The sequence below is a fragment of the Methylobacillus rhizosphaerae genome, assembly GCF_900187985.1.
Taxonomy (GTDB): Bacteria; Pseudomonadota; Gammaproteobacteria; order Burkholderiales; family Methylophilaceae; genus Methylobacillus; species Methylobacillus rhizosphaerae.
Genome location: NZ_FZOA01000009.1, coordinates 31,795 through 54,086, shown reverse-complemented (window position 1 = coordinate 54,086; position 22,292 = coordinate 31,795). Strand labels below are relative to the sequence as shown.

At 50.7% G+C, this 22,292-nt stretch carries 22 protein-coding genes and 2 pseudogenes; 13 read left to right on the top strand and 11 right to left on the bottom strand.

All coding sequences use genetic code 11. The features are described from left to right. Positions 1 to 97 precede the first annotated feature (97 nt). On the top strand, positions 98 to 598 hold the full coding sequence (gene tpx, locus CHB59_RS10580) for a thiol peroxidase (protein ID WP_089376212.1): 501 nt from the start codon (positions 98 to 100) through the stop codon (positions 596 to 598). Positions 599 to 692: 94 nt separating this feature from the next. Here the strand turns inward: tpx and CHB59_RS10575 are convergent, their stop codons facing one another. Genes CHB59_RS10575 through CHB59_RS10555 form a run of 5 tightly spaced genes read right to left on the bottom strand, consistent with a single transcriptional unit; the run spans position 693 to position 5,315 of the window. Then, on the bottom strand, positions 693 to 1,091 hold the full coding sequence (locus CHB59_RS10575) for a group III truncated hemoglobin (protein WP_089376211.1): 399 nt from the start codon (positions 1,089 to 1,091) through the stop codon (positions 693 to 695). A 9-nt stretch (positions 1,092 to 1,100) separates the two neighbouring features. Beyond that, positions 1,101 to 1,475: a nucleotide pyrophosphohydrolase gene (locus CHB59_RS10570; RefSeq protein ID WP_089376210.1), complete on the bottom strand. Its 375-nt coding sequence runs from the start codon at positions 1,473 to 1,475 to the stop codon at positions 1,101 to 1,103. Beyond that, positions 1,468 to 2,625, bottom strand: coding sequence for a THUMP domain-containing class I SAM-dependent RNA methyltransferase (locus CHB59_RS10565; protein ID WP_089376209.1), 1,158 nt, complete (start codon positions 2,623 to 2,625; stop codon positions 1,468 to 1,470). Before CHB59_RS10565 ends, CHB59_RS10570 begins: the two co-directional genes overlap by 8 nt. A gap of 18 nt (positions 2,626 to 2,643) precedes the next feature. Continuing rightward, a complete protein-coding gene (locus tag CHB59_RS10560) occupies positions 2,644 to 3,447 on the bottom strand; it encodes a polyamine aminopropyltransferase (protein ID WP_089376208.1) in 804 nt (267 codons plus the stop codon). Continuing rightward, a complete protein-coding gene (locus CHB59_RS10555) occupies positions 3,447 to 5,315 on the bottom strand; it encodes a ribonuclease catalytic domain-containing protein (RefSeq protein ID WP_089376207.1) in 1,869 nt (622 codons plus the stop codon). Before CHB59_RS10555 ends, CHB59_RS10560 begins: the two co-directional genes overlap by 1 nt. A gap of 80 nt (positions 5,316 to 5,395) precedes the next feature. Between CHB59_RS10555 and CHB59_RS10550 the strand changes: the two genes are divergently transcribed. The 5 genes and pseudogenes from CHB59_RS10550 to CHB59_RS10535 all read left to right on the top strand — a co-directional run bounded on the left by CHB59_RS10550 (position 5,396) and on the right by CHB59_RS10535 (position 9,410). Then, positions 5,396 to 5,791: a Fur family transcriptional regulator gene (locus tag CHB59_RS10550; protein WP_245835120.1), complete on the top strand. Its 396-nt coding sequence runs from the start codon at positions 5,396 to 5,398 to the stop codon at positions 5,789 to 5,791. A 159-nt stretch (positions 5,792 to 5,950) separates the two neighbouring features. Continuing rightward, positions 5,951 to 6,370 carry an RNA polymerase-binding protein DksA gene (gene dksA / locus CHB59_RS10545; protein WP_089376205.1) on the top strand — a complete coding sequence of 140 codons (420 nt, stop codon included), beginning with the start codon at positions 5,951 to 5,953 and terminating at the stop codon, positions 6,368 to 6,370. A gap of 27 nt (positions 6,371 to 6,397) precedes the next feature. After that, positions 6,398 to 6,486: pseudogene (locus CHB59_RS11925) on the top strand (GTP-binding protein); the annotation flags it as partial. Between the two features lie 247 nt (positions 6,487 to 6,733). After that, complete coding sequence (locus tag CHB59_RS10540) at positions 6,734 to 8,350, top strand: LTA synthase family protein (RefSeq protein ID WP_089376204.1); 1,617 nt, start codon at positions 6,734 to 6,736, stop codon at positions 8,348 to 8,350. Between the two features lie 37 nt (positions 8,351 to 8,387). Beyond that, positions 8,388 to 9,410, top strand: coding sequence for a CobW family GTP-binding protein (locus CHB59_RS10535; protein WP_089376203.1), 1,023 nt, complete (start codon positions 8,388 to 8,390; stop codon positions 9,408 to 9,410). Here CHB59_RS10535 and CHB59_RS11765 read toward each other — a convergent pair. Further along, on the bottom strand, positions 9,379 to 10,386 hold the full coding sequence (locus CHB59_RS11765; RefSeq protein WP_218816229.1) for a CobW family GTP-binding protein: 1,008 nt from the start codon (positions 10,384 to 10,386) through the stop codon (positions 9,379 to 9,381). The two genes, CHB59_RS10535 and CHB59_RS11765, sit on opposite strands and share 32 nt — an antisense overlap. Before the next feature lie 181 nt (positions 10,387 to 10,567). Between CHB59_RS11765 and CHB59_RS10525 the strand changes: the two genes are divergently transcribed. From CHB59_RS10525 to CHB59_RS10515, 3 genes are all read left to right on the top strand, one after another. After that, positions 10,568 to 10,750 carry a PLD nuclease N-terminal domain-containing protein gene (locus CHB59_RS10525; protein ID WP_089376202.1) on the top strand — a complete coding sequence of 61 codons (183 nt, stop codon included), beginning with the start codon at positions 10,568 to 10,570 and terminating at the stop codon, positions 10,748 to 10,750. 66 nt (positions 10,751 to 10,816) lie between these two features. Then, positions 10,817 to 11,113, top strand: coding sequence for a DUF1840 domain-containing protein (locus tag CHB59_RS10520; protein WP_089376237.1), 297 nt, complete (start codon positions 10,817 to 10,819; stop codon positions 11,111 to 11,113). 35 nt (positions 11,114 to 11,148) lie between these two features. After that, positions 11,149 to 12,207, top strand: coding sequence for an AI-2E family transporter (locus tag CHB59_RS10515; RefSeq protein ID WP_089376201.1), 1,059 nt, complete (start codon positions 11,149 to 11,151; stop codon positions 12,205 to 12,207). A gap of 251 nt (positions 12,208 to 12,458) precedes the next feature. On the opposite strand, the gene CHB59_RS10510 is transcribed toward CHB59_RS10515, so the two are convergent. Next, complete coding sequence (locus tag CHB59_RS10510; protein WP_089376200.1) at positions 12,459 to 14,720, bottom strand: TonB-dependent siderophore receptor; 2,262 nt, start codon at positions 14,718 to 14,720, stop codon at positions 12,459 to 12,461. A gap of 229 nt (positions 14,721 to 14,949) precedes the next feature. On the opposite strand from CHB59_RS10510, the gene CHB59_RS11760 reads away from it, so the two are divergent. Together CHB59_RS11760 and CHB59_RS11920 are read left to right on the top strand one after the other, a co-directional pair. Then, positions 14,950 to 15,126, top strand: coding sequence for a hypothetical protein (locus CHB59_RS11760; protein ID WP_179212142.1), 177 nt, complete (start codon positions 14,950 to 14,952; stop codon positions 15,124 to 15,126). A gap of 115 nt (positions 15,127 to 15,241) precedes the next feature. Beyond that, positions 15,242 to 15,433 (top strand): annotated as a pseudogene (locus CHB59_RS11920) (S24 family peptidase); the annotation flags it as partial. A 48-nt stretch (positions 15,434 to 15,481) separates the two neighbouring features. Here the strand turns inward: CHB59_RS11920 and yfaE are convergent. From yfaE to nrdA, 3 genes are all read right to left on the bottom strand, one after another. Next, positions 15,482 to 15,895: a class I ribonucleotide reductase maintenance protein YfaE gene (gene yfaE / locus CHB59_RS11890; RefSeq protein ID WP_089376199.1), complete on the bottom strand. Its 414-nt coding sequence runs from the start codon at positions 15,893 to 15,895 to the stop codon at positions 15,482 to 15,484. Beyond that, positions 15,892 to 16,986, bottom strand: coding sequence for a class Ia ribonucleoside-diphosphate reductase subunit beta (gene nrdB / locus CHB59_RS10500; RefSeq protein ID WP_425435876.1), 1,095 nt, complete (start codon positions 16,984 to 16,986; stop codon positions 15,892 to 15,894). The genes yfaE and nrdB overlap by 4 nt, the downstream gene beginning before the upstream one ends. 106 nt (positions 16,987 to 17,092) lie before the next feature. After that, a complete protein-coding gene (gene nrdA, locus CHB59_RS10495) occupies positions 17,093 to 19,372 on the bottom strand; it encodes a class 1a ribonucleoside-diphosphate reductase subunit alpha (RefSeq protein WP_089376197.1) in 2,280 nt (759 codons plus the stop codon). Between the two features lie 449 nt (positions 19,373 to 19,821). Between nrdA and CHB59_RS10490 the strand changes: the two genes are divergently transcribed. Next, a complete protein-coding gene (locus CHB59_RS10490) occupies positions 19,822 to 20,136 on the top strand; it encodes a thioredoxin family protein (protein WP_089376196.1) in 315 nt (104 codons plus the stop codon). Positions 20,137 to 20,149: 13 nt separating this feature from the next. Here CHB59_RS10490 and CHB59_RS10485 read toward each other — a convergent pair whose 3' ends face one another. Then, complete coding sequence (locus CHB59_RS10485; RefSeq protein WP_089376195.1) at positions 20,150 to 21,250, bottom strand: hypothetical protein; 1,101 nt, start codon at positions 21,248 to 21,250, stop codon at positions 20,150 to 20,152. 114 nt (positions 21,251 to 21,364) lie between these two features. Between CHB59_RS10485 and CHB59_RS10480 the strand changes: the two genes are divergently transcribed. Beyond that, positions 21,365 to 22,276, top strand: coding sequence for a LysR family transcriptional regulator (locus tag CHB59_RS10480; RefSeq protein WP_089376194.1), 912 nt, complete (start codon positions 21,365 to 21,367; stop codon positions 22,274 to 22,276). The last annotated feature ends 16 nt before the right edge of the window (positions 22,277 to 22,292 follow it).

The window sequence follows — 22,292 nt, the reverse complement described above, 5'->3', positions numbered from 1 at the left end:
CTTCTCATCTGAAGAAGCACTACCCACTTGCGCCCTTACTGCGCTACACTGGGCCTTTAACCATCATTCAACTTGTTTACGGAAAAGGATCTGATTCATGGCAACAGTCACTCTCAAAGGTAACCCGGTACAGATTGGCGGCAACCTGCCACAGAAAGGCGCAACAGCTCCTGATTTTCAACTGGCGGATGCCAAGCGTAGCCTGTTGAGCCTGGCGGATTTTGCCGGCAAACGCAAAGTACTGAACATCTTCCCAAGTATTGATACCCCGACTTGCGCTACCTCAGTACGCACTTTCAACAAGCAAGCCAGCAATCTCGACAATACTGTCGTACTCTGCGTCTCTGCTGACTTGCCATTTGCACAAAGCCGTTTCTGCGGCGCTGAAGGTCTGGAAAACGTAGTGACACTCTCCACCTTCCGTGACACTGCAAAATTCTCCGGGGATTATGGCGTGCAGATTCTCGACAGCAGCCTGGCAGGCCTGACTGCCCGTGCGGTTGTGGTACTGGACGAGAACAACCAGGTATTGCACAGCGAACTGGTTTCTGAAATCGCCAACGAACCCAATTACGAAGCGGCACTGGCAGTACTGTAAATCAGTAAAGCAGTCGCGGCATGCCGCGGCTGCCTCCTCTACTCTTTCTGGAACCTGTCCAGACGAGTCCTGCTCCACTTCATGTCATCAGGCTTTACGTCAATCCTGACGGCAATTCACCTGGCTTATGATGCATTTGGTAACCCATCCATAAGCTATTGGCAATCCTGCCTGCCATTAACTCGGCCTGCGCCTGCAAAGCCTGGTTGGGCTGCATGGCAAGAGTCTGGTGAAACAATGCCAGCCAGTGCTTGAATAATTCTGCATTTAGTTCCGGCAATGCGATATGCCTGGACATGGGCGTGCCCGAGAAGCGCTGGGTGCCCAGCAGGATACCGCTCCAGAAATCAGTCAACTTCCTCAGATGCTCATCCCAGTCACTGACATGGGCATTGAAAATAGGCCCCAGCTGAGCATCCTCGCGCACGGTTGCATAAAACGCATCAACCAGCGAACGGATTTCATCTTCTGTGCAAATAAGGCGCTCACGCATGGAAAAAGCCTATTGATCCTGATAAGCGGTATATTTGGCATTGCTGCCACGTGCCTTCTCGACCGGGTACTTTTTGGCATTCAGGTCGATCTTGGCATTGGCAGCCGCAATCAGGTCTATACCGCAGACTTCTGCAATACGCAGCAGGTAGACCATGGTATCAGCCAGTTCGTAGCCAATTTCCGTCTTGCGCTCTTCGCTCAACGCAATACTTTCCTGCGGCGTATCCCACTGAAAATGCTCAACCACCTCGGCTGCCTCCACAATCATTGCCATGGCAAGATTCTTCGGTGTGTGAAACTGCTCCCAGTCGCGCTCAGCCACAAACTGGTTGATACGCGCACGCAACTGCGCCAGTGAGTCTGCACGAGACTGCTCAGTCATGAGATTTTTCCTTGCGATTAGAACCCGCCACCATCCTGATCTCAAACAAGCGGCACTCAAGTGCCCCATTAAACAAGGGTGTACGCTTGCTTGGCGCAAGGCGCATAAGCTTGGGCAGTCTCATGTCATTGGTCAGGAAATAGGTATTCCATCCCGCAAACTTCCTTTTCAGAGATTCTCCCATCTTGGGATATAACGCTGCCAAGTCTTCATCTTCCCCGATGCGCACACCATACGGTGGATTTGCCACCAGGGTACCTTCTGTTGCAGGAGGCAGCGTTTCGGTAAAGTCACCATGTGCAATCTGTACCGCGTCGCGCAGCCCAGCCTGTTCCAGGTTCTGGCGTGTCACCCTGACTGCCCGCAGATCCAGGTCACTGCCATATAGTTTCTGGAATGTCACAGGCTTGGCACGGCTTTTCGCCTGCTTGAGCAACGACTGCCAGGCAGCGGCATTGAAATTCCGCAATCGTTCAAATCCAAAGCGGCGATTGCTGCCTGGCGCAATGTCCAGTGCCATCATGGCAGCCTCCAGCAGGAAAGTCCCGCTGCCACACATAGGGTCCAGCAATGGCGTACCAGGTTGCCAGCCTGATAGTTTCAGGATGCCTGCAGCCAGGTTTTCGCGCAATGGCGCCTCAATACTCGCGCGACGCAAGCCTCGCTGATACAAGGCATTGCCGGAAGTATCCACATAAAGCTGATACTCCTCTGCGCCCAGGTAGGCATGTACACGGATATCCGGCTCGCGGGTATCAATGGAAGGCCGGCTACCCACTTCTTCACGGAAGCGGTCGCAAATGGCATCCTTGATGCGTAGGGTGGCGAACTCCAGGCTCTTGAGCGGACACTTGACCCCGGTCACCTTGACCATGAAGTTCTGCTCCACATCAAACCATTGAGTCCAGTCTATCTTTTTTGCCCCCTGATACAACTCATCCTCGTTGCTGTAACGCCCCTTACCAACCTGCAGCAGGATGCGCGTGGCAATCCGGCTTTCAAGATTAGCGCGGTAGCAAAGCAACATATCTCCGGCAAACCCCACACCGCCATCCGTTGGCTTGATCTGGCGTGCGTGAAGGCTTTTCAACTCATCTTCCAGCAAAGACTCCAGTCCTCGAGGACAAGTGGCAAAAAATTGATGATGCATGATGTATCCTGAATACTTTTAGGTCTCCAGCAACAAACGGTTGCTGGTACCAGGGTTATGTTCGCGCAGGCGCTCGACAAATTCGAGAAACTCTATCTTGTATTCCGCTTCCAGCGCCTTGGCGCGTACGCGTAATGTACTCCAACGCAGATCATTAGGTGCGCGCTTGAAGCCAAACACCACCACATTGCCTGGTCGGCCTGTCGGCATCACCAGCATCCGGCCATGAAAGCTGGTCTCAATACGCTGCAGGTAAACATCGTAATTTTTATCGCTGCCCCAGAGATTGATCGCACACATGCCATCCAGGGTAATAGCTTCGAAACAGGAATCGAAAAAATCCTGCGAGCACAGCTCTGCCGGCATACCATTGCTACCGAACGCATCCATCATCAGCATGGAAGTCGTACCCGGGTTATCCCTCAGGAAAGCAACTGCGTCTCCCTCAATAATCTCAAAACGCGCATCATTTTCCGGTGTAAAAAAATGGCTGCGGGCCACCTCGATGATGCGTGGGTTAATTTCCACCACCCGTGTCTTCATTTGCGGCAGGTGATGATAAACATACTTGGGAATCGAGCCTCCGCCCAGGCCGAGCACCACCAGATCCACGGGCTTTTTCTGGAACAGCATGAATACCATCATGCCACGGGAATAACGCAGCTCGAGCGCGTAAGGATCCTTTACACGCATCGAACTCTGGATGGTGTCCGAACCCAGGTGCAGGGAGCGTACGCCATCAATTTCGCTCACATCCACGCTATCCTCGCTGGTAATGGCCTTATGGATACTGCGTGCAATCTTTCTTCCGACTCTCAGCATCAGGCAGCCACACTTTCTTCAGTCTCCTCACCCTGCTCCAGGGATTTGAAGCGGCTTTCCAGCTCAACCAGCAGGGTATCAACCTTTTGTATTTCAATCAGCACACGGCTGCCCGGCGCCAGCTCAGGCATGCCATGCACCTTGGTGATCAGTGGCATGCCGTCAATCCGCACCAAACTCTCGCGCCACACCACGGCACCGATCTCACTGATACCTTCCTGCAGTAAATATTGCAGGCACCAGTAGCGCTCCATACGCGTCTGGAATTCGTTGTAGGCGTTATAGGTCAGGTCGAAATTGCGCATTGTCACGGCGAGTTCGTCACTTCCCTGCGGATAAATCGGGCTTTCCTGCCGAACGACAGAAATGATCTGTCGCTGATTCACAAGATCAACCGCCCGGCGCAATGGCGAAGTACTCCAGCTGTACTGGCTCACCCCTAGACCCTGGTGCGGCTCAGCCTTGACGGTCATATACACTTTTCCGTTCCCTTGCGCGCGATAGATTCCAGGTACCTGGTGTTCTGCCAGCAACCCACCCCAATGACTGTTGGCTTCTATCATGAGTTCGGATACCAATTTATCAATAGGAGCCCCTCGGCGGCGGCCCACAATACTGACATGCCCATCTTTCACATAAAAGTTGTAATCTGTTTGAATCGGTCGCGTTGGGTCAAATTTCCCTCGGGCTTTTTCCAATGACTCTGCCAGCCTGAACAGGAACAGCAACTTCTGCCAGTACGGATGCCCGCTATCCTGCTCCAACGTGTTCTCATTGAAATATGGCTCCAGCGTATCATGGCGCAGATTGGCAGCCACTTTCACCTGCTCCACCCGGCTTTCATGGGCAATGATGCTGTAATCAGGTGCCACATCCAGATACAGCGACAAGGCAGGACGCCATTCTCCTTCGTTGAGGCTGAACGGCGTCACCACCTCCTCAGGCAGCATGGTGATCTTGTTCCCAGGCATATAGACTGTAGACAAGCGCTGCAACACCACCTGATCCAGCTCACTACCCGGCAATATCCCCAGCGCGGGAGCCGCAATATGGATGCCTACGCGCGTTATGCCGTCCGCCAGCGCCACCAGCGTAAAGGCATCATCAATTTCCGTGGTGGTACTGTCATCAATACTGAACGCTTCTGCCTCAGCGCGCGGTAAATCCTGTGCAAGTACGGGCAGCTCCAGTTGCGGAAAATCTGCACCATCCGCAAAATACTCGCGCAGGAATGCTCCAAGGTGATAATCATGCACAGAAGCAATGGCCCCACATGCAGCCAATATGCGCACCATATGCTGATGGGTTTCAATCGCCGCTTGTTCTAGCGCTTTCCACTCGAGGCTGTTTTTGTCCGGCTGGTACAGCAAGGCATCTATCACCTTGGCGTCGAACTCTGCCGGCAACTGGTTACGCTTGAGTTGCTCTACATATTGCGCTACTTTTTCTGCTTGCAACCGCTTCTTTTCCAACCCTGCCAACGCTGCCTGCAAGGTCTCCTCAGGGGCCGCCTTGTACCGCCCCTTGCCTTTACGGTAAAAATACATGGGAGCGCTGTGCAACCGTATGGCAATTGCAGCAGCCTGAATGGAAGTAGGCTTGGCACCATGATATTCCTGGGCAAGCTCCTCAAAGCCGAACTCGGGTTCGCCACAACACTCCCACAGGAAAGATACATCCAGCGTTTCAGCCTCAGTTGTCGCCTGCTCCATGAATCCCGAAAGTGTGCCCTCAAAATGCATCAGCACATTGGAAGACTTGATTTTGGAGCGTTTGCCGGAAATGGATTCCACCTGGAGAGAACTGGGGTTTTCCGTCATGACCGAGGCAACCTTGAAACTACCCTCTTCTTCAAAAAATACGTTCATAATCCTGCTTTTTGGTCGTGCCCAGTTGACGGCACGCGTTGATTGTCTGTAATTTAGCGCCTATGCATAACGCCGAACGAATGATACATGAGATCGGGCAACGCCCAACCTCTTCCCGTGTCGCAGTACTCAATATCCTGCTGGAGTCCGAGTTTCCCCTCACTCACCATGAGCTGCTGCAGACACTCACCCAATCAGCACCATTTGATCGTGTCACGCTTTACCGTGTCCTGGACTGGCTGGTGGAATGCAGCCTAGTACACCCTATCATGGGTGAAGACCGTACCAGGCGCTTTCAAGTCACCCAGCATAATGCCAAACACCATCACGCACACTTTGAATGCACGTCATGCGGCAAAATGTTCTGTCTGGATGATGTAAAACCAAAAGTACCCAATAGCGTACCTGCCCACTTTACCGTCGAATCCGTCGAACTCAATATCAAAGGCCAGTGCGATCAATGTAATGCCGCTTGATTAGCGGGCACATTCCTGGCCAGCACATCTACACTGGCCAATTTTACCAGCCTTTTCCTGACGCCTTGTATTACCAATCCAAAAAATAATGCAACATAGTTGCAAAAATAAACTTACCGCCTTAATATGCAACTTTGTTGCATTATTGGAACTCAGGGAATGTCAACTTCCTCTGTCATAACTACGGAAGACTTGCTGTGCATGCCTGGCAATCAGTATATGAATGCACAACAACTTTTATTTTTCCGCCAGCTACTTGAGCAGCAGCTGATTAGTATCCGCAATAACGCTGTCGCCACAGGAAACCATCTGCGTGAACACGAAGATTTTCCTGACCCCGCCGATCGGGCCACGCAAGAGGAATTGCATACGCTGGAATTGCGCACGCGTGATCGCGAAAGAAAGCTGGAAAAGAAAATCAGCGCCGCACTGCAGCGCATCACGAATGGCGAATACGGATATTGCGAAGAGACCGGAGACCCCATCGGCCTAAACAGGCTACTTGCCAGGCCGACGGCCACACTATCACTGGAAGCTCAGGAACGTCATGAAAGACGGGAGCGCCAATTCAGAAGCTAGCTAGTCATTATGAATACAGAAATCAATATGAAAAAAGATAAGAAACTACCCGTCACAGTCCTGTCAGGATTCCTTGGTGCAGGTAAAACTACCTGCTCAATCATATTCTCAATAATATAGGGGAAGTCATACAAATAGGAATTATTCAATAAAATACGTTATGCAGCAGAAAATGGATCATGTATCTTCTGGAAGCATCTACGGGTTATCCGCAGGATGCTCAGGAACACCACAAATCTATCGTACAAAGATGATCTGTTACAATCCTTCCCAACGTCAAATAGAGAAATTGTGATTCAGTACCGTCTGTAAAAATAATCATCATAAAAAATGACAAGATCAAATCGCAATTCAACTTTTATAATGAGTTTCATCAAGAAATACCACTATCCACTTATTTACTTATTGGTCACATCCGCATTGCTTTTTTTCTTTAGTGATGCGTCTTTTTCCATTTCACTCCGCATATGTACAGAAGTATTCCTCATTTGCATCTTTGTTTGCGCAATTAGCAACAACTACCTCAGGTCTACGCTGTGGATCATATATAACCTTGTCTTATCAAGTCAGATAAATTCGGTCATCAGCACAGGAGAATTCCTCATCCCCCTCACCATTTTGAATATAGAGGAGGCATCTGCTGTAGGTAATGAGGCATTATTCAAAATAATACTGGTTACCATATTATATTTCTCTTTATCCCTGCTTATTATCAAACAGAAAAAGTTAAAATTAGGAAGATTCTTAATTGCTCCAGTCATTATTTCCCTGCTATTCACTGGACCGATAAGAAGTAGCATATCCACACTGTATTATACATACAAGCAGGTATCCTATCACCCTTCATATAATTACTTCGATTTAGACCAGAACTTCCTGAAACATAAATTCTACGACACTTCAACACTGCCTGACTCGCTTCAGCATATCAAGAAGAGTCCCAATATCATTGTTATTTTCTCTGAAGGATTATCTTCTATTGTCATCGATAAAAACAATAACAAGGCGCTGAATCTAACCCCTAATATATCCTCGGCATATGAAGAAGGATTTTATGTAGATAATTACTTCAACCACACCGCCGCTACATTCAGAGGATTGAGAGGACAATTAATTTCTGGATATCAGTACAGGGACGGCATCACCAAGCAGAATAATGGCCTGGACCAGATCAATAAAGAAAAAGTAAAAAAAATGTATTCAGGAAAATTGATCTCCCTGCCCGAGATATTGAATAATCACGGCTATCACACCTATTTCATCTCTTCCACAGAAAGAGATAGCAACCTCAATAGCCTATTGGCATCCATGCCTTTTCACAAAGTGTTTGGTATGGAAGATTTCAATTGGTCAGTAAACGATAGAATGTCAGACAAGGCATCATTCAAGGCATTGAGTGATATAGTATCCAGCATGGATACAAATGACCAGCCATTTTTTATTGGCATATATCCATCAGGCACTCATCATGGCTTGGATAGCCCAGATACAGCGTATATGGATGGAAAAAACTCTTATTACAATAAATTCCACAATCTTGATGAGCAAATTGGTTCGTTTATCTCGTGGTTCAGATCCAGTAAATATTATGACGATACGATATTAATCCTGACCGGAGATCACTCAACCTTCCCCACACCTGAATTTAAGAAAAGTTTCGGTACAAACAACTCATTCTTTGTTGACAAAATTCCATTTATGATACTAGGAAAAAGCATAAAACATGATGTGTTTGACGCAAAAGGAAAAAACAGCCTGTCTCTGGCACCTACAATTTTAAATATCATCGGCATTAATGCCGGCGACAATTATTTTCTCGGTTGCTCTTTGTTCGATATTGACTGCAATAATCCCTTATCCAATATTTCTGCCATCGGGGATATTTTCTTTTCAATCAATCCAGACTCCAAAGGGAACTATACCGTCACGCCGTTAGAAGACCATCACTTAATCAGGCTGTTTTATCACATCAGCGGATAGTTTTTATTATCCACCATAATTATTATCAAGGCTTACCATGACTCTGGACCATCGTATCCCGGTCACGCTGCTGACCGGATTTCTTGGCAGCGGCAAGACCACGCTGCTCAATAAACTACTCAATAATCCAGGCATGAAGAATACTGCCGTGATCATCAATGAGCTGGGTAGCGCCGGGCTGGATCATATCCTCGCCCGCACTGTGGAAAGCCAGCAGATTGCCGACAACACCGTGCTACTGGAATCCGGCTGCCTGTGCTGCACCCTGAGCAACGAGCTCGCCGACACCATGCGTGACCTGTTTTTCAAGCGTCAGCTGGAGGCCATCCCCATGTTCAATCGCCTGGTCATTGAAACCACCGGCATGGCCGACCCTGGCCCCATCATGGCCAACTTGCTCAATGAGCCGGTGATTTCCTCGACTTACCGTTTGGACGCAGTGGTAGTCACCATAGACAGCCAATATGGCTTGCAGCAAATCTCTGAACATGGCGAGGCCCGTAAACAAGCGGCTGTTGCCGATGTCCTGTTGCTCAGCAAGACCGACCTGGCCACTGCAGCGGAGCTGGATACGCTATCAGCCACTCTGCAGCAGATCAACCCTGGGGCCTCCCAGTATCGTATTACACATGGCGAAATTGATCCGTCAGCCATCATTGATGCTGGGCTGTTCGATCCCAGCGGCACGCAGGCGCAGCCACAACGCTGGCTACGCGCGCCATCCCGCTCCAAGGCTGTACGCGGAATGTTGCCGCAAACCGTGCATGAAGATGAAATCACCAGTTTCACAGTCACCATGCCCAAGCCGTTGACCTGGATGCAGCTTGAGCCGGTGTTGCAATGGTTGTGCGCCGAACATGGGGAAAGCCTCCTGCGCATGAAAGGCATCATCCATGCTGAGGATCTCCCTGCCCCGATTGCCATCCATGCCGTACACCATACTCTTTATCCGCCTAACCTGCTGCAAGGTTGGGATGAGGATGAACCCATCACGCGCATCGTGCTGATCGGCAAAGGGCTGGATGAACTCAAGATTCGTGATGCATTGATGCAAATCTAGCCAGGGGTTGTAGCAACTGCCTGATTTCATGATCCAGTTCATCCTGGGTGATAAAAACCAGGCGGCTGCGCTGGTCACTTGCATCCCAGTGCCGCAATATTTCCGGCTTACCCAGAACATGCTGAACCCGATGCACAGTCACGGGAGCAGCCTCGTTCTCTAGGTGAAAGATCCCCTTGAAGCGCAATAAGCCCGGAGCAGCAAAACCACGCAGATGGTCCAGCCATTGCTCAAAATCCAGTCGTGGTACCGGCCGATCCAGCGCCAGGCTCAAGGTGCTTATTTCTGCGCCATGCAATACGGGCTGAAGCAGCGCTGATAACCAGTGAGGAAAACCGCGTTCTTCTGTGCTACCGAATAATAGAGCGGGTGTTGGCACTTGCCCGGAGTTGAAGTCAGATAGCAACAGCTGGGCCTGGGGATTCAATTTGTGCAGGCGCGTTTTCAGCGTTTGCAACATGGAAACATCTGTCATATCCAGCTTGGACAGCAAGAGAATATCCGCCAGCTGCACTTGCTTGACCGCTTCCGGATACTTGTCCAGCGTAGTCTCGCCCAGCATACCATCCACCACTGTCACGATGCCATCCAGCTGGTATGCTGCAGCCAGGTAAGTGTCGCGCATCAAGGTATGCAGGATGGGAGCTGGGTCTGCCACACCGCTGGTTTCAATCACGACACGCTGGAATTGCCGCTTGCCATTGCGCGAGAAACGCCACTGGATATCCTTGAGTACCTGCTTCAGGTCTGTGCGCAATTGACAGCAAAGACAGCCATTGCTCAACTCCATCACGACTGTACTGTCCAGCTGGTGCGCTACCAGCAGATGATCTAGGCTGATTTCCCCGAATTCATTGATGATGACCAATGTATCCCGCATTTCCGGCTGAAGCAGCCAATGGTTGAGCAAAGTAGTCTTGCCACTCCCGAGAAACCCGGTCAACAAAGTCACAGGCAGGCGGGTCGCCTCATTCATCAATATACTCCTGGTCAAGATGAAACATTAACTTGCCAAGCTTGCCGGCAAGTCGGTAAAGTCTTACGTGTAATTCACGTATGATCTGATATACGGTATTACATGTGCAACATATGCTCTTGTATGAAGCCCAAACAGGGGGTTGGTCGTTTATTTCATTACTAAGAAAAAGGAAAACACCATGCAAAACCAAAGCATTATCGCCTTACTGATTTTCGTAGCAGATATCTATGCCATCATCAAGATCCTCCAGAGCTCAGCTGATACGGTAAAGAAAATCCTCTGGATTCTTGGCGTATTGATATTCCCCGTAGTCGGCCTCATTGTCTGGTATTTTGCCGGCCCAGGCAGCAAAACCAACTAAATCAGTTGATTGACAGGCTGCATGTTCTCATGCGGCCTGCCTGCCCATATCTTCAAGGCCTTTATCATGCTCGTTACCTTTTCTACCAGCCGTTACAGCGACATCATGCTGTTCGGCGACATTGCAACACAACTGCTCCACCTCATGGGTCATAGCGGCACTATTCCTGGCGCCATCCTGGCTGATGATGTGCCACAGGCCTTGCAACATTTGCAGCAAGGTTTGAGTACAACTGCAGATACCGCTAGCGGAGAGGATAGTGAAGGCAACCCCGCGCATGTCAGCCTTAAAAACCGCGCCCTGCCTTTGATCAAGTTGCTGGAATCTGCCATCAACAACCACAGTGACGTCATGTGGAAATAAATTTCCTGCTCATCCTTCTACCATAGTCCACTTTCATGAACAGCGCTGACTTCCACAACAAATCCTTTATTTTCCTCCTGCTCCTGGTTTCCGCCGGACTCATCATCATCCTGCTGCCATTTTACGGCGCCGTGTTCTGGGGAGTCATCCTTTCCATCCTGTTCACACCACTGTACCGCCGTCTGCTGGTAAAAACCAAACAGCGCAGGAATCTGGCTGCTTTCGGCACCTTGTCTGTCTGTTTCGTGATTGTGATTGTGCCTGTCATCCTGATCGCCAGTTCACTGGTGCACGAAGGCACCACTCTGTTCCAGAAAGTGAAATCCGGCCAGATCAATCCTGCGCTTTATACCCAGCAGATTCTCAATGCCGCGCCTGCGCCGGTACACAAAGTACTGGAGCGCACCGGGTTCGCTGACGTCAGCAACTTTCAGGAAAAACTTTCGCAGATTGCCACCCAGGCCAGCCAGCTGCTGGCAACCCGCGCATTGAGCATAGGCCAGAATACATTCGAGTTTGTAGTTGGCTTTGGTGTCATGTTGTACCTGATGTTTTTCCTGCTGCGGGACGGCTCTGCCCTTTCCATGCGAGTGAAACAGGCAATTCCACTGAGTGCGGAGCACAAGCGCCACTTATTCAACAAGTTCACTACCGTGATTCGTGCCACGGTCAAAGGCAATATCCTGGTAGCGATTACCCAGGGAGCACTCGGCGGATTGATCTTCTGGATATTGGGCATACAAGCTGCCCTGCTCTGGGCCACTATCATGGCCTTCCTTTCCCTGCTGCCCGCTGTCGGTGCCAGCCTGATCTGGGCACCAGTTGCCATCTATTTCCTCGCCACTGGCGCCACCTGGCAAGGCATTACCCTGATTGCCTTTGGCGTATTCGTGATCGGGCTGGTAGACAACATCCTGCGCCCCATCCTGGTCGGCAAAGATACCAAACTGCCGGATTATGTCGTGCTGATCTCCACACTGGGTGGCATGGCAGTCTTCGGCCTCAACGGTTTTGTCATCGGGCCGCTGATTGCCGCCCTGTTTCTGACCATGTGGGATATTTTCGGCAGCTCTCGTCCCACGGATAGAAACTAGCTGGCAGGCTTTTCCTGCAGCTGTTGCATCAAGCCAGAACCAACAGCTATCAGGAAAAGCCAACTAGCCCATCTGGCTTCATGTCCAGGCGAAGAGTAAACGGAAACGGCAAACCCCACACTCATGGCAATCCTTGACAGCTGTAGCACCGCAGCACAGCAACTATCTGTGCACTAGCCCCAGCAACATGATGCTTCCATAAAAAAATGGCCCGCATTCAGCGGGCCATTACTTCAATATTTCAATTCAAACTACCAGTTGTACTTCAGGGTAGCATTGACTACACGCCCCATCCCGTAATAGCAGGCTGTCAATGCAGTACAGGCTGCGACATAGGTTCTGTCTGTCAGATTGCTTGCATTGATTGCAACTTCCGCACCGTGATAACCGAAAGACTTCAGGTTGTAACGCACTGCGGCATCATAGGTAGTGTAACTGTCAGTATGCAAGTAAGGATTGTCAGCAGGCCCTGCTGCACGGGTCATACCGTATGATCCGCCAACATAGCGCACGCCCAGGCCGGCACTCAATCCGTCAAGCTGACCATTGAAAGCATAATTGGCCCACAGAGAAGCCATGTGTTTTGGCACCAGGCTCAAATCCCTACCCTCGGTCTCCGTCACAGTCGCGCTCTTGGTAATTTCGCTATCCATATAGGTGTAGCTGCCAAGCAGGGTCAGGCTATCGGTGACTTCCGCCTTGCCTTCCAGCTCAAAGCCGCGAATCCTGGCTTCACCCACTTGAGTATAACAAGAACCATCGATGCTCTCCGGACAGCTACCAGCTGCGGCCAGGCGGTTTTCCTGCTTGAGCTCATAAACAGAAGCGGTCACCAAGCTATTACTGCCTTGCGGCTGATATTTCACGCCAGCTTCATATTGCTTGGCCTTGATCGGCTTGATGGACTCGTCATTGAGAATGGCGATACCAAGAGCCCCTGGTTCAAAAGAGGTGGAATAACTGACGAATGGAGCAAAACCACTATCAAACAGATAGACTGCGCCAGTGTTCCAGGTGAACGCATGGTCGTTGAAACCGTTACGGCGGTTGTTGGTAGCATTGAAGGCAACCTGGTCGAAATAGTCATAACGTGCGCCAATGCTGAAGCGCAGTTTATCCCAAGCCAATTGTTCCTGCACATAAATACCGGTTTGTTTCTGGTCTACATCATAATCCGATGCTGTCGTCAGTTGCGAAAGGCTAACTGTAGGAGACAAACCATATACTGGATTGAATATGGACATGGAGGAAGCCTGATTGAACGTCCTGCGGTCGCCAGTCCAATTGATGCGCTGGGCATCCAGGCCAACCAACACGGTATGCTTCAGCGCGCCAGTGCTGAAATCTGCCTGCAACTGATTATCGACAGCCACGCCTTCAGATTTGGACGCACCATACGCGAAGGTACGCAAACCGACAATGCCGACTGCAGGCACCTGTGTAACTCCGGCAGTGTAAGAAAGTCCGGTTCCACGGTTCACCACACCCTTGTATTCTGTTTCCAGGTTGGTATATCTCAGGTTCTGGCGGAATTGCCAAATGTCATTGAAGCGATGCTCGAATGCCCAGCCGACCAGCGATTGCTCTCTATCGTATGAATTCCAGTACGGCTCCCCGAGGAAATTAGAATTGCTCATGCGGCGACCGCCAGCACCAGCAGCATACGTGCCATAGTAAGGCAGAAACTGAAAAGTGGAGCCGCCTTTGTCGCGTTGATATTGCGCCAACAGGGTCAGGCTGGTGTTTTCAGAAATTTTCCATAGCAAGCTGGGCGCAAAATAAGTACGCTGCAGATCGGTATGGTCAAGCTGGCTATTGCCATCATTGAAAGAACCTACTAGGCGAAACAGTACGGAATCATCGTCTGCCAGGCTGCCGCCAATATCAGCGGAAATCCTGTATTGATCGAAGCTGCCACCTTGCAGGCGGATTTCATTGACATGATTCGCAGTTGGTTTTTTGGTCACCAGATTAATCATGCCGCCAGGCACTACCTGGCCATACATCACACTGGCAGGCCCCTTCAAGACTTCAACCCGTTCCAGGCCGTAAGTATCAAAACTCGCGCGATTCCATTGGCCACCAGCTTGCACCTTGAGGCCATCGATAAACAAGTTGGAGGCGCCGCTTTCCGAATCCATGCCACTTTTGAAACCACGGATCATATAGGTATCAGCCCGGCTATCCACACCGCTGAGCTCCGTCCGCACGCCAGCCGTATATCCCAAGGCATCGACCAGATTCTGCACATTACGGTCATCAAGTTCCTTGCGGCCAACGATGGAGATTGATTGCGGTGTTTCTATAACCGGGGTATCAGTCTTGGTCGCACCTTTCGTATTCTTTGCAACATAGCTGCTGGTTTCATCCCCCCCCTTGGCGCCGACAACCGCTACTTCCGGTAATACTGAATTATCGTTATCTGCTGCAGTCGCCGGCACTGTAAACAATGCGCTGACCACAAGACAAACAAGCTTGGGCTGCCAGACTGCAGCTATTAAAGTTTGTTGCATTGGTTTTCCCTGACGTAAAAAAGATGGATTATATTAAAAATAATTCTCAATATCATTAGCAACATGAAAAAGTCCAGGCTTTTTTACACTTTGTTAACACTGACACTAACAGATGGAAAAGTAACACCTGTAATTGCTGTCACCTCAGGCAAGACATGGTGTTGGACATATTCAGGACAGGCCGACCCTGCGCTCATGCTGCACAGAAAATATTCAAATAAGGAGTGTATTGCGTTGGGTTCATGGCAGTATTCTCGACCAGCATCGGCCATGCCCTAGCATGTGTCATAAAGAAAAGCAGCAAGGAAAAACCTTGCCGCTCAACCCACAATACTTGGGGGATACGTATCGCGAGGCTTCAATCAAGACGGCAATTCCCTGGCGCGGTTTCTATCCTGCATCCTGAGTAAGTTTTACTCCGTCAGTACCCTGGCATTTGCTCATGCAGTAGGGGATTCCATGTTTCCCACATTCAATGATGGCGATATCCTGCTGATGGATACGGAAAAAAGCCGGTAAAAAAAGACAATATTTATGTGCTAAATATTCAGGGGCGCTTATTCATCAAGCGGGTTCGGCAAAAGATTGACGGGACGTTCGAAATCAGCAGTGACAATCCTGCAATCAAAACCGTTGATTCGCTACATGCAGATGCTGGCATTGAAATCCAGGGACGTTTAGTGTGGATATGGAAGGGCAAAAAAGTATACTGAGCCATCCACTACGCCACCCTCTCTTCCGCGATACCCTGCAGCAAGATTTTAGAACAATGATAAAGTATCGTCGCGCCCGTACTGGGGTGTGACACGCTGCCTGCGCTTTTTCTGCACATGGGATGTTTCCGGCAATGGCAGTTCTTCAGAAAACAGTGATTGCTGCAGTGGGAACATGTCTTCCTGTTCCTGCCATTCACGCCGCTCGGGCCTGAGTTCACAATCCACGCGGATATCCGAAACAGGTACGCAACAACAGGGCAGGATTTCGTCTGCCGCAACAAATGCCAACGGCTGCTCAAGGTATTGCACCTCACCATCCAGTAAACGTACTCGGCACATGCCGCAATATCCATTACGGCATTGATATTCTATTTCATGGCCGGTACGCTCCAACCCTTCGAGCAGGGTCTCATGCGGTGTGAGGTTGAAACTGATGTGTTGGCTGCGTACCTTGCTCACAACTCAAAATCGTTGAGGTCGTCAGCAGACACTTCAGAATCAATCTGGCCGATCAGGTAAGAACTCAGTTCCACCTCCTGTGGCGCCACCTGCACGGTGTCCGAAGCCAGCCAGGTGTTGATCCAGGGTATCGGGTTGCTCTTGGCATGAGGAAATGCCGGAGCCAGCCCCACAGACGCCATGCGGCTATTGGTAATGTATTCGACATACTGGCAAAGAATATCCTTGTTCAGGCCTATCATGGAGCCATCCTTGAACAAGTATTCCGCCCACTGCTTTTCCTGCTCTGCAGCGTTGCAGAACATTTCAAAACATGTCTGTTGCAGCTCTGCTGCAATTTCCGCCAATTCAGGATCATCCTGACCAGCACGCATGATATTCAGCATGTGCTGTGTCCCTGTCAGGTGCAATGCCTCATCCCGCGCAATCAGGCGGATGATCTTGGCATTGCCTTCCATCACCTTGCGCTCGGCAAAGGCAAACGAGCAGGCAAAGCTGACATAGAAGCGGATTGCCTCCAGGATATTGACACTCATGAGACAGAGATACAGCTGTTTCTTCAGCTCACGCTGATTCACCACCTTGGTTTCGCCATTAATCATGTGCTCACCTTCGCCCAGCTGTGAATACAGCATGGTCAGGTGTATCAAGTCATCGTAATAGGCTGAAATATCATTGGCACGCGCTACGATGTTTTCATTGCGTACGATATCGTCAAAAATCAGTGACGGGTCAGACACAATATTGCGAATAATATGCGTATAGGAACGCGAGTGTATGGTTTCGGAAAATGCCCAGGTTTCAATCCAGGTTTCCAGCTCAGGCAAGGAGACCAATGGCAGCAACGCGACATTGGGACTACGCCCCTGGATCGAGTCAAGCAGGGTCTGGTATTTCAGGTTGCTGATGAAAATATGTTTTTCATGCTCGGGCAGATTTTGGTAATCCATCCGATCCTGTGAAACATCAACTTCTTCCGGCCTCCAGAAGAATGACAACTGCTTCTCAATCAGCTTTTCGAATACGGGGTATTTCTGCTGATCGTAGCGCGCCACATTCACCGGCTGACCAAAGAACATCGGTTCTTTCATCTGCTGGTTATCATTTTTTGAAAAAATACTATAGGCCATGTGTCTTCCCGCTATTATTCAATCAGGACAGCATTGCGTCAGTTGCCCTACTCCACCCAACTCCAGACTAGATCTTGCAAGCACCGCTTGCGCAAGCATCGTCCTCGGCTTCTGCCCCGCCTTCGCTCGCACCATCACGCGTGTTGTGGTAATACAGGGTTTTCACGCCCAGCTTGTAGGCCTGCAACAGATCCTTGAGCAATTGTTTCATCGGCACCTTGCCGCCTTCAAAGCGCTTGGGATCATAGTTGGTATTGGAGGAAATCGACTGGTCGACAAACTTCTGCATAATACCTACCAACTTGAGATAGCCATCATTGTTGGGCAAGGTCCACAGTAATTGATAGCGGTCACGCAGGCGGTCAATCTCCGGCACCACTTGGCGCAGGATACCATCCTTGGATTGCTTGACAGTCACCAGGCCGCGCGGAGGCTCGATACCATTGGTCGCATTGGCAATCTGGCTGGAAGTCTCAGATGGCATCAAGGCAGTCAAGGTGGAGTTGCGCAGGCCATGAGTCACGATTTCCTGACGCAGTTGATCCCAATCCAGACGCAATGCTTCCTTGCATACTGTATCCAGATCCTTCTTATAAGTATCAATCGGCAGGATACCCTGGGCATAGGTCGTTTCATTGAAAGCCGCACATGGGCCAAACTCGCGTGACAGCTGCACTGACGCCTTGAGCAAGTAATACTGGATTGCCTCAAAAGTACGGTGTGTCAGGCCCAATGCTGCATCATCGGTATAGCCAGTGTCATTCTTGGCCAGGTAATAGGCGTAGTTGATGACACCAACCCCTAGGGAGCGGCGCTTGTCAGTCGCATTCAGCGCAGCCTTGACTGGGTAATCCTGATACTCCAGCAAGGCATCCAATGCACGTACCACCAGGTCTGCCAGGCCTTCCAGCTCGTCCAGGTTTTCCAGCGCACCGAGGTTGAAGGCAGATAAAGTGCACAGGGCAATTTCACCTTCTTCATCGTTGATGTCATTGAGCGGGTGCGTCGGCAGTGCAATTTCCATGCACAAGTTGGATTGGCGTACAGGAGCCAGCTTGGGGTTGAACGGGCTGTGCGTATTGCAGTGATCCACATTCTGGATATAGATACGGCCTGTACCGGCACGTTCCTGCATCATGAGGGAGAACAGCTCAACAGCGGGCAAGGTACGCTTGCGTATTGTGCTGTCCGCTTCATATTGCGCGTACAGACGCTCGAATTCATCCTGATCGGCAAAGAAAGCCTCATACAATCCCGGCACATCATGCGGGGAAAATAGGGTGATATCCCCGCCCTTGATCAGGCGCTGGTACATGAGACGGTTGATCTGCACGCCGTAATCCAGATGACGCACACGGTTTTCTTCCACACCACGGTTGTTTTTCAGCACCAGCAACGATTCCACTTCCAGGTGCCACAAAGGATAAAACAGGGTTGCCGCACCGCCACGCACACCACCCTGTGAGCATGATTTCACCGCAGACTGGAACAGTTTGTAGAACGGCAGGCAGCCAGTATGCTGGGCTTCGCCACCACGGATCTCACTGCCAAGTGCACGGATACGTCCGGCATTGACGCCAATACCCGCGCGTTGGGATACGTATTTCACAATCGCGCTGGTAGTGGCATTGATACTGTCAAGGCTGTCATCACACTCAATCAGCACACAGGAGCTGAACTGGCGTGTCGGCGTGCGGACGCCAGACATGATAGGTGTAGGCAGGGAAATCTTGAACGTGGAAACAGCATCGTAGAACCGTTTGATATATTCCAGACGGTTCTTGCCTTCATACTTGGCAAACAAGCACATCGCCACCAGGATGTAGAGGAACTGCGGGCTTTCGTAGATTTTCTTGGTCACCCGGTTCTGCACCAGGTATTTGCCTTCCAGCTGCTTTACCGCAGCATAGGAGAAATTCATGTCGCGCCAGTGGTCAATATGCGCGTTCAGCTCATCAAATTCTTCACGGCTGTAATCCGCCAGCACATGCTTGTCATACTTGCCCATTTCAGTGAGCTTGGTGACATGGTCAAACAAATGTGGTGGCTCGAACTGGCCGTACGCAATCTTGCGCAGATGGAAAATCGATAAACGTGCTGCCAGGTACTGGTAATCCGGGGTTTCCTCGGAAATCAGGTCGGCGGCGGATTTAATGATGGTTTCATGGATAGCGTCAGTACGAATGCCATCGTAGAACTGGATATGGGATTTCAGCTCCACCTGTGACACGGAAACGTTGTTGAGGCCTTGCGCCGCCCAGTCAATAACACGATGGATCTTGTCCAGGTTGATTGGTTCCTGACGGCCATCGCGTTTCGTGGCTTTCATGGACTCGTACTTTGTCATCTACGGCTCCCTTATAGGAAGCAAGGCATCCATCATGGCGACAACCACACCATGCATCCATTGCACTCTGGGAACACCTGGCCCAATATCAGCCACGATGACATCATGCAGGAAAGACACCTTGCCTCAAACGTTATAGTATAAAGACAGCTACAGTTGGCAACCGAATTCATGCCCGGGCATTCGTAATTCACACCACTGCTCCGGCAGCTTTTTTCGCGTCAGGGCAGGATCACTACTGGTGCATTACCTGTGCCATCACTCCCATGGCATCGCCTGATCAAATGACAATCAACACTGTAGTGGGATGAAATATACCTCAATAAAATGGGGTTGTGTACTCAAAAAAACACTAGATATAGTTTTTTTTGCTAGTTGCCGGATTTTTAAAGAGAATTTTTTTCGACGAATTATCATTAAAAAATATATTGACTTCGCGCTCACATCCCATGAAACCAGCCACACTCCCTGAACCAGCTCGCACCGCCATTGATCAGACGCAAGGCAAGTTATTGATTGAATTCGGGGCAAGCTGGTGCAGCCATTGCCAGGCCGCCCAGGCGCATCTCAATACCGCGTTATCCGAGCATCCTGATTACCAGCATATCAGGATCGAAGATGGCAAGGGCAGACGCCTGGGACGCAGCTTCGGAATAAAGTTATGGCCCACTCTGGTGATATTGCGCGATGGTGTGGAAATCAGCCGCGTGGTACGCCCGCAGTCAGCCGCAGAGATTCAGACTGCCCTGCGCATTGCAGATTGAAGTATCCAGAACCTCAGACACATACTGGCGTCCCAGCCTCCTGATTAAGCTGGGCAGTCAGCGCCCTTACCTCCTCCAGCTTCTGATCAGCCAATGCCAGCCATGATTTAGCAGCCGTGCCCGAGGCGCCGGTATCAAGCTGATTCATCGGCGTATGTCGCAAGGAGCAATTGGGTGCCACCCAGAGGCGCTCTCCAAGTTTCCTGACCAGTGGCCGCAGAGTTTCAAAACTGCGCTGCAGGTCATTGTTCATCGCGCTGTCTCCGCCCACTATCCCGGCTGACAACACCCAATGGCCAGGCAAGGCATTGAGCCACGGAGCCAATTGCTGCGGCGCATGCACCAGGTCAATATGGATACCGTCAAATGGCAGGTAAGTGATGTATCCCTGATAGCGCGCCACATTGGCAAAATAGGTAGCCAACAATAACTTGGGCCTAGTGGTACGAAACCAGGCATAAGCCCGTTCAAAGGCTTTCAGCCAATGGTCGTCAAGATCCAGTGCAAAAATGGGTTCATCGATCTGCAGCCATTCAACCTTCCTGTAATACAGCTCGCGCAGCAATAAAGCATATTGCTCCGCCAGATTATCCAGCAAATCCAGTTTATCAACCCCAGTCGCTCGGCTCAGATAAAGGAAGCTGACGGGGCCGAGCAGCACGGGTTTTAATGGCCGCCCCAGCTTTTCCGCATCCTCAAGCTGCGACAGGAATTCGTGCACATTGATGGAAAACCTGGTTTCAGCATTCAGCTCCGGCACAATATAGTGCGAAGCAGTCCCGAACCATTGAGCCTTTGCCATGGCTGGCTGAGTGCTGCTGCCCAATGCCAGGGAAAAATAATCCTGCTCGGTCAAAGGCAGCTGCAAGCCAAAACGCTCAGGAACAGCACCCAGCATGACAGCATGATCAAGCACATGGTCATAAAAAGTGAAATCCCCGATTGTGACAAACCCAAGCTGTTCCTGTTTCTTCCAATGCTGCTCACGCAAGCCCTTTCCAACTTCCTGCAAAGCTGCTGTACTGAGATCCCCTTTCCAGAATGCTTCCAGGGCGAATTTGAGCGCTCGCCTCTCACCCAGCGATGGATATCCCAGAATATGTGCAACTGCCATACCAACTTTCCTGTTCCAAAATCACTGCCTATTTTCTGACATGAGATAAATTCAAAAAAGCGAAAGTTTTTTTGATAAACTTGAATCAATTTCATATTAAGAACCCGGGCTGCCATGCTGGAAATCCGCCACCTGAAATCACTGATTGCCATTGCCGATACCGGCAAACTGGTCCATGCTGCAGAGCGGGTATTTCTGACCCAATCCGCGCTGTCCCACCAGATCCGTGTCCTGGAAAATCATTATGCCATCACACTGTTCCAGCGTACTGCCCACGGCATTCGCTTTACGCCCGCCGGAGAACGCCTGCTGGCCCTGGCGCGGGAAGTACTGGAAGCCCAGGAAAAAGCCGAACGGGACTTGATCCGCCTCAAGAGCGACCAATCCGGGGAGTTACGCCTGGTACTGGAATGCCATACCTGTTTCGATTGGCTGACTCCCGTCATGGATGCATTCCGCCGCGCCTGGCCGGAAGTCGAGATTGACCTGGTAGCGGGATTCCATAGCGATCCCTGGCATTTGCTGCACGAAGGCAAAGCTGATCTCGTGATCGGCAGCTTGCCTGAAAAACAGCGTGAGCTGGGCGCCATCCCATTGTTCAAGTTCGAAATCATGGGCGTATTGCCTCCGGAACACATGCTACGTACCAGAGCGCGGCTGATGGCAGAAGATTTTGCCGGGGAGACCCTGATTACCTATCCTGTCCCGGAGGAACGCATTGACGTCATCCGCCAGGTGCTCAAGCCTGCGGGCATTTCCTTCTCGCGCCGTACCAGCGAGCTGACCATTGCCATCATGCAGCTGGTCGCCAGCCGGCGCGGCATTGCCGCCCTGCCCAACTGGGGAATCCAGAGTTATGTGGAACACGAATACGTGATTGCCAGGCCCATCGGCGCCCGGGGACTATGGTCGGAGCTGCATGCGCTCGGCATGCCGGATATCATGGTGCGACCTTACACGCAGGATCTTGCGCGCATCATCCGCGATACGTGTGCGGAAAGACTGAACGACATCAGACTGCTGTGACCCTGGCCTGCAGGCC

What these genes read in the sequence shown, in the direction of transcription:
- CHB59_RS10540 (WP_089376204.1), top strand. Translation starts at nt 6,734, where the DNA reads ATGAGTTTCATCAAGAAATACCACTATCCACTTATTTACTTATTGGTC.
- CHB59_RS10520 (WP_089376237.1), top strand. Translation starts at nt 10,817, where the DNA reads ATGCTCGTTACCTTTTCTACCAGCCGTTACAGCGACATCATGCTGTTC.
- CHB59_RS10550 (WP_245835120.1), top strand. Translation starts at nt 5,396, where the DNA reads ATGATACATGAGATCGGGCAACGCCCAACCTCTTCCCGTGTCGCAGTA.
- CHB59_RS10555 (WP_089376207.1), bottom strand. Translation starts at nt 5,315, where the DNA reads ATGAACGTATTTTTTGAAGAAGAGGGTAGTTTCAAGGTTGCCTCGGTC.
- CHB59_RS11765 (WP_218816229.1), bottom strand. Translation starts at nt 10,386, where the DNA reads ATGAATGAGGCGACCCGCCTGCCTGTGACTTTGTTGACCGGGTTTCTC.
- CHB59_RS10485 (WP_089376195.1), bottom strand. Translation starts at nt 21,250, where the DNA reads ATGGCAGTTGCACATATTCTGGGATATCCATCGCTGGGTGAGAGGCGA.
- CHB59_RS10560 (WP_089376208.1), bottom strand. Translation starts at nt 3,447, where the DNA reads ATGCTGAGAGTCGGAAGAAAGATTGCACGCAGTATCCATAAGGCCATT.
- CHB59_RS10525 (WP_089376202.1), top strand. Translation starts at nt 10,568, where the DNA reads ATGCAAAACCAAAGCATTATCGCCTTACTGATTTTCGTAGCAGATATC.
- tpx (WP_089376212.1), top strand. Translation starts at nt 98, where the DNA reads ATGGCAACAGTCACTCTCAAAGGTAACCCGGTACAGATTGGCGGCAAC.
- CHB59_RS10575 (WP_089376211.1), bottom strand. Translation starts at nt 1,091, where the DNA reads ATGCGTGAGCGCCTTATTTGCACAGAAGATGAAATCCGTTCGCTGGTT.
- CHB59_RS10480 (WP_089376194.1), top strand. Translation starts at nt 21,365, where the DNA reads ATGCTGGAAATCCGCCACCTGAAATCACTGATTGCCATTGCCGATACC.
- CHB59_RS10490 (WP_089376196.1), top strand. Translation starts at nt 19,822, where the DNA reads ATGAAACCAGCCACACTCCCTGAACCAGCTCGCACCGCCATTGATCAG.
- CHB59_RS10565 (WP_089376209.1), bottom strand. Translation starts at nt 2,625, where the DNA reads ATGCATCATCAATTTTTTGCCACTTGTCCTCGAGGACTGGAGTCTTTG.
- CHB59_RS10570 (WP_089376210.1), bottom strand. Translation starts at nt 1,475, where the DNA reads ATGACTGAGCAGTCTCGTGCAGACTCACTGGCGCAGTTGCGTGCGCGT.
- nrdA (WP_089376197.1), bottom strand. Translation starts at nt 19,372, where the DNA reads ATGACAAAGTACGAGTCCATGAAAGCCACGAAACGCGATGGCCGTCAG.
- dksA (WP_089376205.1), top strand. Translation starts at nt 5,951, where the DNA reads ATGTCAACTTCCTCTGTCATAACTACGGAAGACTTGCTGTGCATGCCT.
- CHB59_RS10510 (WP_089376200.1), bottom strand. Translation starts at nt 14,720, where the DNA reads ATGCAACAAACTTTAATAGCTGCAGTCTGGCAGCCCAAGCTTGTTTGT.
- nrdB (WP_425435876.1), bottom strand. Translation starts at nt 16,986, where the DNA reads ATGAAAGAACCGATGTTCTTTGGTCAGCCGGTGAATGTGGCGCGCTAC.
- CHB59_RS10515 (WP_089376201.1), top strand. Translation starts at nt 11,149, where the DNA reads ATGAACAGCGCTGACTTCCACAACAAATCCTTTATTTTCCTCCTGCTC.
- CHB59_RS10535 (WP_089376203.1), top strand. Translation starts at nt 8,388, where the DNA reads ATGACTCTGGACCATCGTATCCCGGTCACGCTGCTGACCGGATTTCTT.